This window comes from Haemophilus sp. SZY H8, from assembly GCF_018829755.1.
Taxonomy (GTDB): domain Bacteria; phylum Pseudomonadota; class Gammaproteobacteria; order Enterobacterales; family Pasteurellaceae; genus Haemophilus; species Haemophilus haemolyticus_K.
On record NZ_JAHKJY010000002.1, the window covers coordinates 220,682 to 233,292 of the forward strand.

Here is a 12,611-nt window from a genome sequence, read left to right on the forward strand (position 1 = left end):
CCTCCTTATAATTGAATACCAGAGAATGACATAAAGCCAAGCGCCATCAATCCAGCAGAAATAAAGGTTATTCCTAATCCTTTCAAGCCTGCTGGTACATCAGCATATTTCATTTTTTCAGTTAAACCTGCAAGCGCAACAATTGCTAACATCCACCCCAAGCCTGCACCAATACCGTACACGGCAGATTCTGCGAAGGTATATTCACGTTGAATCGCAAAGGATACGCCACCAAAGATCGCACAGTTTACGGCAATAAGCGGAAGGAAAATCCCCAATGCGTTATACAGTGCTGGGAAGAATTTATCGAGCGTCATTTCAAGAATTTGAACGATACCCGCGATAATACCGATAAACGTAATAAAGCTTAAGAAGGATAAATCTACCCCTTCAACTAAGGCGCCATCTTTTAACACATGTTCAAATACAAATTGGTTCGCTGGCACAGAAATGCCAAGCACAACTGTTACTGCAACCCCTAAGCCGAATGCGGTTGACACTTTTTTTGATACAGCAAGGAAAGTACACATCCCTAAGAAGAAAGAAAGCGCCATATTTTCAATGAAGATCGCCTTCACAAATAGGCTAATATAATGTTCCATTGATTATTTCTCCTGTTGCTCAGGTTTCCACGTTCTTAAACCCCAAATGATGAAGCCGATAATAAAGAACGCACTTGGTGCAAGAAGGAACAAGCCGTTTGGTTGATACCAACCACCGTCTTGAATGGTTTGGAATACTGGAAAGCCAAGTAAACGACCAGAACCGATTAACTCACGTAACGTTGCAACAATTAATAAAATTGCACCGTAACCTAAACCGTTACCGATACCATCAACAAAGCTCTCAAGTGGACGAGATTTCATCGCAAAAGCTTCTGCCCGGCCCATCACGATACAGTTAGTAATAATCAAGCCTACAAATACCGAGAGCTGCTTAGATAAACCATAAGCAAAAGCTTTCAATACTTGGTCAACTAAGATTACCAAAGAAGCGATAATTGCCAGTTGTACAATGATACGAATACTATTTGGAATGTAATGACGAATCATTGAAATAAACATACTGGAAAAACCAGTTACTAAACTTACCGCAATGGCCATAACGATCGCGGTTTGTAATTGAGTTGTGACCGCTAATGCAGAACAAATACCCAAAATTTGCAGCGCAATCGGGTTATTTTTTACGATCGGATCAAGCAAAAGTGCTTTTAAATTGCTTTTTGCATCAGCCATTATCTTGCCCCCGCTTTAAATTTTGCTAAGAATGGACCAAAACCGTTTTGACTAAACCAATAATCAAAGGAACCTTGCACACCATTTGAGGTTAAAGTTGCACCTGATAAAGCATCAACACCGTATTCTTTGTTAGAAGAAGCATTTTTAGCAATACGAATAGCCACACGTTGATCATCATCAAACAGTTTTTTATCTACGAAAAGTGCTTGCCAACGCGGATTGGCAATTTCACCACCAAGACCTGCTGTTTCACCTTGATCATAGTAAGTAATGCCTTTGATGGTATTGGCATCTGGGGCAACCGCAACAAAACCGTACATTGTTGACCATAAACCGCGACCGTACATCGGCAATATGACTTGATTGACTTGACCTTGTTCATCTTTTACAAGATAAACTCGCGCTTGATTGGCACGCACTTTAATTCCGGCTTTATCTTGTTCCACCGGAATGGCTTGACTAAGTGCGGTCGATTTTACTGCTGTTTTTGGATCAAATTTTTCTACATCCTCTTTTGATGCTTGAACAAAATCACCACTTTGCAAATCCACTAAACGTGGTTCAATAAACTTGTTATAAGTGTCTTTAATGACGGAAGCATTATCTTCTTTCATTAAGCCAGCAACCGTTAAAATATTACGTTGAACGTCCAGTGCTTTTTGCTCATCTTGTTTCGATTTCAATGCCACCGCGGCACCGGAAACAATGATAGAACACACTAAACTTAGCAATACAACAACGGTAACTGTACCACCAACGCTGTCTTTATTAAACTTAGCCATTTGTTCTTGCTCTCCGACGTTTGATATTTGCTTGAACAACGATGTAGTCGAAAATCGGTGCAAATAAGTTTGCAAATAAAATCGCTAACATCATTCCCTCCGGATAAGCTGGGTTTACAGTACGAATTAATACAGCCATTACACCAATTAATGCACCGTACCACCACTTACCTGCATTGGTAAAGGATGCTGAAACAGGGTCTGTTGCCATAAATACCATACCTAATGCAAATCCACCTAAAACAAGGTGCCAATGCCAAGGCATTGAGAACATTGGGTTAGTATCAGAACCCACTAAATTGAATAGAGTTGAAGTTGCAATCATACCAATCATCACACCAGCAATGATGCGCCATGCAGCAATACGAGTGAACACAATCACTGCGCCACCGATTAAAATTGCAAGCGTAGAAACTTCACCCATTGAACCAGGTAAGTTACCAACAAAAGCATCCATCCAAGTGATTGGAGCGCCAGTGGCTGTATGTTGTAATGCTCCCTGACCACCTTGTGACCATTGTGAAAGTGCGGTTGCACCAGAGAAACCATCAGCAGCAGTCCAAACAGTATCACCTGAAATTTGAGCTGGATAGGCGAAGAACAAGAAAGCTCGGCCTGCAAGTGCAGGGTTCATGAAGTTACGACCAACGCCACCAAAAATTTCTTTTGCAACAACGATACCAAAAGTAATACCTAATGCGGCTTGCCATAATGGCAATGTTGGTGGAACGATTAACGCAAATAAAATGGTTGAAACGAACATCCCCTCATTTACTTCATGACCTCGCACCACTGAGAACAACAATTCCCAAATTGTACAAACGGTAAAAACCACTAAGTAAATTGGTAAGAAGAAGATCGCTCCCAGCGCCATTTTCGAGCCCCAAGTTGCATTGGCAGTTAAATCTAAACCTAATGAACTTGCAAGTGCATAGTGCCAATCGTTAGCAATTAGTTGATCTAAATTGCCTAATTGATTTAAGGCTGGAATCGCTTGGTTACCCACATTGTACATCCCGTAGAAAATCGCAGGGAACAACGCAAGGAAAACCGTAATCATCATACGTTTTGAGTCTAACGCATCACGAACGTGAGTATTTTTGTGCGTTACCGTACCTGGTGTATAAAGCAAGGTATAAATCGATTCAAAGATCGGATAAAGCTTGCTGTATTTACCACCTGGTAAAAACGCGGGTTCCATTTTTTCAAAAAGATTTTTTAAACCCATTTTTAACCTTCCTTCTCAATCTTATCTAATACTTGACGCAAGATTGAACCGTATTCATATTTGCCCGGGCAAACGAAAGAACATAACGCTAAGTCTTCTTCATCTAATTCAAGACAACCTAACGCTTGCGCACCATCGGTATCACCCACGATTAAATCACGTAATAATAATGTCGGTAAAATATCCAACGGCATAACACGCTCATAGCTACCAATTGGAACCATTGCACGCTCACCACCATTTTCAGCCGTAGTGAAGTTGAATAATTTCTTACCGAAGTGACCTAACACTGTACGAGTAATTGAATATTTATTTGATTGAGGTGTAATCCAGCCTAGGAATTCTTTCTCATTACCTTCAGCGATTACCGAGACTTGCAATGCATAGCGACTTAAATAGTCATGCGCACCTTTTGCAGTTTGTCCACAAAGCACTGAACCAGAAATTACGCGATTTTCACCCGCACTTAATTCATTTTGGGTTAATTGAGAGAGATTAGCACCAATTACAGTGCGAATTAAACGAGGCTCTTTCACTTGCGGACCAGCAAGAGAAATTACACGTTCAACATAAAGCTCACCTGTTGTAAATAATTTACCCACTGCAATCACATCTTGATAATTGATGTGCCATACAGTTTTATTTACACCAACAGGATCAATAAAATGAATATGAGTACCAACAAGACCAGCTGGGTGGACGCCACCAAAATCATGAATCTGTAAATTTTCAAGATCAACAGTTGGGATATTGGTATCACCTGCTTTACACAAGTGTAACGGTTTTGAAGGGAATAAACGACTTAATACTGTTAAACCATTCGTGAAATCTTGCCAAAATTCTTTTAGCACGATTGCAGGATCTGCGGCTAATGGATTGGTATCCATTGCATTCACGAAAATTGAGGCTGGTTCACTATCAATCGCAGGTACTTTGCTAAATGGACGAGTACGTAATGCAGTCCATAAACCTGATTCAACAAGGTTTTGTTTTACTTGTTCAGAAGAAAGCGTATTCAATTGTTCTGTACTATATTTTGCGAAAGTGATTTGCTCATTTCCTTCCACATTAATTACGACAGATTGTAATACACGCTTCTCACCACGATTGATTACAGTGATAGTACCACTTGCAGGGGCTGTAAAAATCACACCAGGATTTTTCTTGTCTTCAAAAAGCACTTGGCCTTTCTTTACAACATCGCCTTCGCGCACCTTCATCGAAGGACGCATCCCCACATACTCCTCACCTAGAATCGCAACTTGATTCACAACATTTCCGTTGTGGATTACTTGTGCTGGTTTTCCCGCAATTGGGAGATCCAAGCCTTTCTTAATTGTAATCATACTGTTTGCACTACTTTTCAAGGTTAAAAATACAATTGCAAATAAGCAAGTTAAATGCAATCTCGTGTTTGAGCGTGACAAAGCACCTTTAGAAAGACATCAATGCCACAAAAATAAAAAACTCAAATCGGTTAACTTCACGATAAACATGCTTATCGAGAAATTGAATTTGGATAAAATTAAACGCCTTATTCTAGCGAAAATCTGCTTTTTTCGCTACTTAAACGCCTACTTTTTTGTAAAAACCTTTTGCGATATATCAAAAAAATGTTACATCTTCATAACATAAAAAATTAATGTCCAACGCCTGCGCATTTCGTTGAAGCGGGAATTTTCTCATTTAACTCTCCCCATTCCTCTGCAGTAAACAAGTGCAACGCTAACGCATGAATACCGCCATTAAGCTCATCTGCAAGCAATTGATAAACACGTTGATGACGCTGTACTTTACGCATTCCTTCAAAAACATTACTCACAATCACACATTTAAAATGAGATTCCTCGCCACGACCAGAACTATGTAAGTGGCTTTCATTTTCTACACTAAAAAAGTGCGGTTGAAATTCTAGTTGAATTTTTTGTTCGATAGTTTGTTGAACAGACATCATAAATCTCCACAAAATCACAATGAAACGCTATACATTAGCAATGAAGTTTGCAAGAATAACACAGTTTTAACTGGCTCATTGGGGAAATTATGACATTATCAAACAAAATCAAAACATTATCAGCAGTAAGTATTGCAGCCGCCACGCTGTTCCTTGCTGGCTGCCAAGCACAATCAAATACATTAACGTTCACACCACCAGCACCGAATGCCACAATGAACATTAATCAAAATGCGATTGTGTATGTAACAACGAAAGATAGCCGCACAACGCAAGATATCGCGAGCTATACCAAGCGTGGAGAACTCATTAAATTAAATTCATCACCGAGTGTTACACAATTATTCCAACAAGTGATGCAACAAAATCTTATTAGTAAAGGTTTCAGAATTGGGCAATCCAATGGATCAAATGCGTGGGTAACTGTGGATGTGCGTGAATTTGCTACGCAAGTAGAACAAGGTAATCTTCGTTATAAACTTAATACCAAAATTCAAGCAACTGTTTATGTTCAAGGCGCGAAAGGCTCATATAACAAAGCATTTAATGCTACTCGTTCACAAGAAGGCGCATTAAACGCGGATAATGACGAAATTCAAAAAGTTCTGTCTCAAACATTTAACGATATTGTGAATAACATTTATCAAGATCAAGAAGTATCCGCTGCGATTAATCAATATACAAACTAATTATAAGGGCAATTTTGCCCTTTTTTATTAAGATTAAAACTTGACGAACACCGCTTTCAAGCGTAACATTCGCCCGATTTTTTAACGAGAAGGACACACACTTTGGACAGTCATAGTCGATACCGAATATCGCTCTAGACGCCCGCCTTTTATTATCGGCGCGCGTTCGCCGGTAAATTTACCGTTGTTTCGGCATCTCTTAACGAAAACTTTGCGATTTTTCACCGCACTTTCGTTTCTTCTTTAATTTGTTCACTGTTAGCTGTTCATAATCCTATAAGGAGTATGAAATGATCAACGCGTTTGCTATCAATGATTCCCGCTTGGTTCGCATTGACGAAGACCAAACTGATCTCAATACTGCCATTTGGCTTGATTTACTTGAGCCGACAGGCGAAGAACGTGAAATGCTACAAGAAGGCTTAGGCCAGAGCTTAGCATCTTTTCTAGAATTGGAAGATATCGAAGCTTCCGCCCGTTTCTTTGAAGACGAAGATGGTTTACACCTTCACTCATTTTTTTATTGCGAAGATGAAGACAATTATGCTGATTTAGCGAGCGTCGCTTTTACTATTCGTGATGGTCGTTTATTTACGTTGCGTGATCGCGAGCTACCAGCATTCCGTTTATATCGTATGCGTTCACGTAGCCAGCGTTTGTTAGAATGTAATTCCTATGAAGTTTTACTGGATTTATTTGAAACGAAAATTGAGCAATTAGCGGACGTGATTGAAAACGTTTATGCAGATTTGGAAGAGTTGAGTCGCGTTATTTTAAACGGAAAACAAGATGAAGCCTTTGATGAAGCATTAAATACGCTCACGGAACAAGAAGATACGAGCTCAAAAGTTCGTTTGTGCTTGATGGATACCCAACGAGCATTAGGTTTCTTGGTTCGCAAAACGCGCTTACCAACAAACCAGTTAGAACAAGCACGAGAAATATTACGAGATATTGAATCTTTACAGCCTCATAATGAATCATTGTTCCAAAAAGTAAACTTTTTAATGCAAGCTGCAATGGGTTACATCAATATTGAACAGAACAAAATTATGAAATTCTTCTCAGTTGTTTCTGTGATGTTCCTTCCTGCAACATTAGTTGCATCCACTTATGGTATGAACTTTGATTTTATGCCTGAATTACATTTTAAATATGGTTATCCAATGGCAATTGGATTAATGATCGCCGCAGCATTGACACCATATATTTATTTTAGAAGAAAAGGATGGTTATGATGGAATTATCCCAAACCGCATTATTTATTGGATCAATTATTAATCTTTATGCACTTGTCTTAATCTTACGAGCTTGGTTACAGTTTGCTCGAGTGGATTATTACAACCCTGTTTCAACATTTGCAGTAAAAATGACTGATCCAGTATTAAAACCTCTGCGTAAAATTGCGCCTACTGTGAAAAATATCGATACTTCTGCTTTACTGCTAATATTTATTATCGGTATGTTGAAAGGTATTATTTATTTTGGTTTATCAGTAAATGTACTCTTAGTATTGGGTGTGTTAACTGTATTGAAAAGCATTGGTTTAGCAATTTTTTATGTGCTTTTTATTGGCGCTGTTTTAAGTTGGTTTAATCGTGGCAATAGCCCTGTGATTTATGCATTTTATCAACTTTCAGAACCACTTTTAAGACCTATCCGTCGATTCTTGCCAACATTTGGCATGATTGATTTTTCCCCTATGGTCGTCGTATTTATCTTATTATTCTTAAATAACCTAATGCTTGATATGTTAGGTGGACTTTGGATAATTGCTGGTTAAACAATTACTCAAAAATTATTTATATTAATTAGGTTAAGTATTTTTATACTTAACCTAATTTCTCTTAAAGCAACCAAATTCAAAATTTAAGGTGATAACCTTTCACGGATCCAATTGCCATTTCCTTTTCTATAATAAATCCGATCATGTAAACGACTTAGACGACCTTGCCAAAACTCAACTATTTCTGGACGAATTAAATAACCTCCCCAATGCATCGGCCGTGGTACATGAAATGGATATCTAGCGGCAATTAATGCTGCTTTGCTTAATAAAAATTTATAGCCCGAAATAACCGTACTTTGCTCACTTGCCCAAGCCCCTATCTGACTGGTATAAGGACGACTAGCAAAATACGCATCTGATTGTTCTGTAGGAATTTTTTCCGCTTTCCCTTCAATTCGAACTTGACGTTCTAACTCAGGCCAGAAAAAAGTAATTGCCACATTGGGATTATTGGCTATATTTTGTCCTTTATGACTATGATAATTCGTAAAAAAGACAAAACCCTCTGAATTAACCTCTTTCAACAAGACGACTCGACTACTAGGTCTCCCCTCTTTATCTACTGTCGAGATATTCATTGCTGTCGGTTCGCAAACCTGGCTATTAATAGCCTCATTCATCCACAATTCAAATTGCGAAATCGGATTATCTTGACAATTTTGTTGTGATAACACACGTTTTCTATATTCTTCACGAATATGATGTAAATCCATTTTCCCTCCGTCAAAATAAAAGCCTTAGTATAAAACTAAGGCTTTAAAATATTACTTACTTATTATCAACACTCACACCATAGAATGAATCATAGCCAAATGGGCTTTGTACATAGCCCTTTACGCGTGGACTAAGTGGTGCAAAACCAACAGAATGCGCCACTGGAATCCAAGGTGCTTGATTATGAACGATAACTTGTGCTTGTTTATAAAGTGCGGTGCGTTCTTCCTTATTTGTTAATCCGATTGCTTTATCTAGTAATGCATCAAATTCTGGATTTTTAAAACGAGCCATATTGGAATTACCCGCATTTGAACTTGCCAATAATGGAGATAAGAAGTTATCAGGATCACCATTATCACCAGACCAACCAAAGATACCCGCAGTTAACTCACCCGCTTTCGCACGTTTTTGGTAATCCGCCCATTCATAGGTAACTGGGTTAGTTTTTACACCAACTTTTGCCCAGTCAGCCATGATAAGTTCAGCCATACGTTTGGGATTTGGGTTAGAAGATCGTACAACAGGTTGAATCCAAAAATCTGTTGTAAAACCATTTGGGTAACCTGCTTCTGCTAAAAGTTGTTTTGCTTTTTCTGGATCGTACGGATAATCTTGAACTTCATCGTTGTAACTCCAAATTGTTGGAGGAAGTGGATTTTTAGCTGGTGTACCTGCGCCTTGGTAAACCGCTTCAATAATCGCTTTTTTATCTACTGCATAGTTCAGTGCTTGACGAACCTTGACATTATCAAACGGTGCTTTTTCGGTATTGAATGCAATATACGCCACGTTCAAACCTTTTTGTTCCAAAAGTTGTACTTTTGGATCTGTTTTCATTTTGGCTAAATCCGCTACATTCGGGAATAAAATTAAATCACAAGAGCCCGCCTGTAATTTTGCATAACGTGTTGTCGCATCTGGCACAATATTGATAACTAAACGATCCAATGGTGTTCTACCCTTCCAATAGTTTTCATTTGCTACATATTGAGCAGCTTGATCCGTTTTGTAATCAACAAAAACAAATGGCCCAGTTCCCACTGGGCGATTATCAATTGTTTCAGGCTTACCAGCTTTCAACATTGCATCCGCATATTCTGCGGAATAAATAGAAATAAAATCCATACCTAAACTTGCCAAGAAAGTCGCATCTTTTTTGTTCAAGGTAATACGAATTGTGTTGTCATCTACTTTCTCCACTGATTTTAACAATTCAGGGAATTTCATTGCTTTGAAATATGGATAGGTCCCTTTAGATACATTGTGATATGGATGATTTGGATCTAACTGACGTTGGAATGAGAATAGAACATCATCCGCATTAAAATCACGTGTTGGGGTAAATTCTTTTGTTGTATGGAATTTAACACCTTTTCTTAAATGGAATATATAAGTTAAACCATCATCGCTAATTTCCCAGCTTTCAGCTAAGGCTGGTTCAATATCTGTTGAGCCTTTTTTAAATTCAACTAAGCGGTTATACACTTGTTGTGAGCTTGCATTATAAGATGTTCCCTCCATCACAAGTGCAGGGCTAAATCCTAAAGGTGCTTTTGCTGTACAGTAAACGAAAGTGTTGTTAGATGCTGATTTAGTTTCAGCTTGTGCGGTCGGTTTATTTGCTGAACCTGATTGATCACAGGCGGCTAATACAAGCGTTACAGCCGCAAGAGTTAGTGTAGCTTTTAGCTTCATGATAGTTCCTCACTTTGTTGGCAGAGATTTATTCGATCCTTGTCATATAACCAAGATGCTAGATAAATCCTATCTAAAATAAATGTTTAATAAGATATAAGCAAATGTCGCTTTTTTTAAATAAAAAAATTCCATGGATTATAACAAATTAATCTAAGGATTCTTCCGTAAATGATCGCCATCATTTTTATGTAATTTCATAAGCGACCAAACTAAGGCGATTGCAAAAAGCGATGAGGTTAAAAACGTATAGCTAAAAGCCCGTTGTAAACCATCACTTTCGCTAAAGAAATGTCTATAGAGATTTAAAATTATCGATGAAATAGCAATACCAAATCCAATCCCAACTTGCTGCACAATACTTAATACTGTAGAACCTGTGCCAGCCTGTTGTTTTGAAAGATCCCCCACAGTCAGAGTATTGATTGAAGTAAAAATCATCGACATACAGGCACCGTACCACATAAGATTACAAATAATCCAAGTCAGAGAACTTTGTTTATCTAACCAAGCCATTGAAATCACAGAGCCAGCCATCAAAAGTGCGGATGAAATTAGCGTTGTTTTATAGCCCCAACGATTTAAAATTCGTCCGATTAATATTTTTAAAATCACAGAAATTAGCGCAATCGGTGCTAATAGCCAGCCTGACATTTCAGCACTGTAACCGAAAGATAATTGGAACATCAAAGGCAATAAAAAGGGAACACCAGATGCAGATAATCGGATAAAAATATTGGCAATAATGCCTAATCTAAATGTACGAGCTCGGAAAAGGGATAAAGGTAAAATGGCATCTTCATTGTTTTTAGCATAACTACAATACGCCACAAGTAACAGAACACCAACAACTAACACGCTATAGGTTGTAATTACACTATGCTGACTTTCGCCGAGTAAATCCAAACCAAGTGTGATGCCAACTAACCCTAATGCAAAGAGTAAAAAACCAGTCCAATCCAGTTTCTCTGACTCGCCTTTGATATTGTTCATCACGCTGCCTGATGCCAAAATTCCTAGTGCACCAATTGGAATATTAATTAAAAAAATCCAGTGCCAACTAGCGTGAATGACTAACCATCCACCTAAAATAGGCCCTAGAATTGGTCCGATCAAACCTGCAGTTGCCATTAAATTCCAAGCATTAACTAATTGTTGTTTGGGAACAGCTTGAATAATAGCTAAACGCGCCACTGGCATCATAAAGGCACCACCTATCCCCTGAATCACTCTGGCTAAGATTAAACTTTCTAAATTAGGAGCTACAGCACAAGCGATAGAACCTAAAATAAAAGTCAACACAGCTGCGCGAAAAACGGTCAATGTCCCAAATTTTGTTGCCGCCCAAGCGGTAAGAGGAATAAATAACGCAACGGCTAAAGAATAAGCAATAATCGCCATTTGCATTTCAAAGGCGGGTTTATGTAAATCGGAGGATATCGCCGGTAAGGCGGTATTAAGAATAGTGGCATCTAGGCTCTGCATAAAAAGCGCCATTGCAGCGACCCAAGCTAAACCGCGATAGGCATTGGATTCAGTCATCGTGCTCCGTGAAAATGGTGCAACCAATTTTCAATAAAATCGGCAATTTGCGGAATGCGGTTAATATCCAACAAAGTGCGGTCAATTTCAAGGGGATAATTCGTCGCAACCGCCACGACATATTCGTCAATTTCAGGCAAAGGTTTTGTCATTTCTTGACGGTGAAGCAAAATCTTTGGAATAGGCTCTTGTTTAAAGCCCTCCACCAACACTAAATCCGTTAAAGTTCGGTCAAATTGTTTTGCTAAATAATCCAATGAAACAGGTTTTGGTATTTCCGTCATGATCGCCCAGCGTTCATCATTCGCTAAAATGACTTGAGAAGAACCCGCCTCTTTCATGCGCCAACTATCTTTTCCTTCTTTATCAACTTGCATATTATGATGGCTATGTTTAATCACCGAAACGCGAATGTGACGAGCGATAAGTTCTGGGATAAGTTTTTCTAATAATGTTGTTTTACCACTACCGCTATAACCGGTAATCCCTAACAAAGGTATTGCTCTATTCATCATGTAATCCTTAAATTCTAATTACTCGAGTTTTAACCAAGTGGAATAAACTCCAATATAAAAAGCCTTATTGTATTCAATAAGGCTTTTTACTATTCACTATAACTTTTCAAATTACTTAATTTTGCTAAACCAAGCTCACAGCTTTTCAATTGAGTAGCAAGTTCCATTTGTAGAATTTGTTGTTTACTCTGGTTAAGTTTACTTTTAATTTTATTTACCTGAATATGTGTACCAGGCTGTCTCTCGGCCTGATTTATTAAACTTTCTGTTTCTTTAAACAACTGTTCACATTGCTGTGGAACCGAGTTAGGCACAGCTAAAACAGTAGGTGATATGACAGAGAAAAATGCAGTCAAAATAAGGAATGTTTTTTTCATTTTTAGATCCTTTCTTCTCTTTATCCTAGAAAATTTCAAAACTGAAGATAGTAAGAAAATAACAAAATACAATCAATATGTCCAG

The 12,611-nt window shown here is 38.3% G+C and carries 14 protein-coding genes; 3 read left to right on the plus strand and 11 right to left on the minus strand.

What is annotated here, in order from left to right; genetic code table 11:
* Positions 1-5: 5 nt before the first annotated feature.
* The 6 genes from nqrE to KKW16_RS04115 all read right to left on the minus strand — a co-directional run bounded on the left by nqrE (position 6) and on the right by KKW16_RS04115 (position 5,199).
* Complete coding sequence (gene nqrE / locus KKW16_RS04090) at positions 6-602, minus strand: NADH:ubiquinone reductase (Na(+)-transporting) subunit E (protein WP_005633378.1); 597 nt, start codon at positions 600-602, stop codon at positions 6-8.
* A 3-nt stretch (positions 603-605) separates the two neighbouring features.
* A complete protein-coding gene (locus KKW16_RS04095; RefSeq protein ID WP_005633380.1) occupies positions 606-1,235 on the minus strand; it encodes an NADH:ubiquinone reductase (Na(+)-transporting) subunit D in 630 nt (209 codons plus the stop codon).
* On the minus strand, positions 1,235-2,020 hold the full coding sequence (locus KKW16_RS04100; protein WP_005633382.1) for a Na(+)-translocating NADH-quinone reductase subunit C: 786 nt from the start codon (positions 2,018-2,020) through the stop codon (positions 1,235-1,237). The genes KKW16_RS04095 and KKW16_RS04100 overlap by 1 nt, the downstream gene beginning before the upstream one ends.
* A complete protein-coding gene (locus KKW16_RS04105; RefSeq protein ID WP_005636872.1) occupies positions 2,013-3,248 on the minus strand; it encodes an NADH:ubiquinone reductase (Na(+)-transporting) subunit B in 1,236 nt (411 codons plus the stop codon). The genes KKW16_RS04100 and KKW16_RS04105 overlap by 8 nt, the downstream gene beginning before the upstream one ends.
* 2 nt (positions 3,249-3,250) lie before the next feature.
* Positions 3,251-4,594, minus strand: coding sequence for a Na(+)-translocating NADH-quinone reductase subunit A (locus tag KKW16_RS04110; RefSeq protein ID WP_005636870.1), 1,344 nt, complete (start codon positions 4,592-4,594; stop codon positions 3,251-3,253).
* A gap of 293 nt (positions 4,595-4,887) precedes the next feature.
* Complete coding sequence (locus KKW16_RS04115; RefSeq protein WP_048953933.1) at positions 4,888-5,199, minus strand: BolA family protein; 312 nt, start codon at positions 5,197-5,199, stop codon at positions 4,888-4,890.
* Positions 5,200-5,291: 92 nt separating this feature from the next.
* Here KKW16_RS04115 and KKW16_RS04120 point away from each other — a divergent pair, with 92 nt between their 5' ends.
* The 3 genes from KKW16_RS04120 to KKW16_RS04130 all read left to right on the plus strand — a co-directional run bounded on the left by KKW16_RS04120 (position 5,292) and on the right by KKW16_RS04130 (position 7,674).
* Positions 5,292-5,891, plus strand: a complete 600-nt coding sequence (locus tag KKW16_RS04120) for a YajG family lipoprotein (protein ID WP_048953934.1) — start codon at positions 5,292-5,294, stop codon at positions 5,889-5,891.
* Positions 5,892-6,181: 290 nt separating this feature from the next.
* On the plus strand, positions 6,182-7,129 hold the full coding sequence (corA, locus tag KKW16_RS04125) for a magnesium/cobalt transporter CorA (protein WP_005629627.1): 948 nt from the start codon (positions 6,182-6,184) through the stop codon (positions 7,127-7,129).
* The gene (locus KKW16_RS04130; RefSeq protein WP_048953935.1) at positions 7,129-7,674 is read left to right on the plus strand and encodes a YggT family protein; all 546 of its coding nucleotides are present in this window, start codon (positions 7,129-7,131) and stop codon (positions 7,672-7,674) included. Before corA ends, KKW16_RS04130 begins: the two co-directional genes overlap by 1 nt.
* Before the next feature lie 86 nt (positions 7,675-7,760).
* Here the strand turns inward: KKW16_RS04130 and pdxH are convergent, their stop codons facing one another.
* The 5 genes from pdxH to KKW16_RS04155 all read right to left on the minus strand — a co-directional run bounded on the left by pdxH (position 7,761) and on the right by KKW16_RS04155 (position 12,526).
* Positions 7,761-8,393 carry a pyridoxamine 5'-phosphate oxidase gene (pdxH, locus tag KKW16_RS04135; RefSeq protein WP_215767931.1) on the minus strand — a complete coding sequence of 211 codons (633 nt, stop codon included), beginning with the start codon at positions 8,391-8,393 and terminating at the stop codon, positions 7,761-7,763.
* Between the two features lie 55 nt (positions 8,394-8,448).
* The gene (locus tag KKW16_RS04140; RefSeq protein WP_048953937.1) at positions 8,449-10,092 is read right to left on the minus strand and encodes an ABC transporter substrate-binding protein; all 1,644 of its coding nucleotides are present in this window, start codon (positions 10,090-10,092) and stop codon (positions 8,449-8,451) included.
* A 153-nt stretch (positions 10,093-10,245) separates the two neighbouring features.
* Positions 10,246-11,634 carry an MDR family MFS transporter gene (locus KKW16_RS04145; protein ID WP_048953938.1) on the minus strand — a complete coding sequence of 463 codons (1,389 nt, stop codon included), beginning with the start codon at positions 11,632-11,634 and terminating at the stop codon, positions 10,246-10,248.
* Entirely contained in the window at positions 11,631-12,146 is a 516-nt protein-coding gene (gene mobB, locus KKW16_RS04150) for a molybdopterin-guanine dinucleotide biosynthesis protein MobB (protein ID WP_048953939.1), read from the minus strand. Before mobB ends, KKW16_RS04145 begins: the two co-directional genes overlap by 4 nt.
* A gap of 92 nt (positions 12,147-12,238) precedes the next feature.
* Complete coding sequence (locus KKW16_RS04155) at positions 12,239-12,526, minus strand: DUF5339 domain-containing protein (protein WP_048953940.1); 288 nt, start codon at positions 12,524-12,526, stop codon at positions 12,239-12,241.
* Positions 12,527-12,611 lie beyond the last annotated feature (85 nt).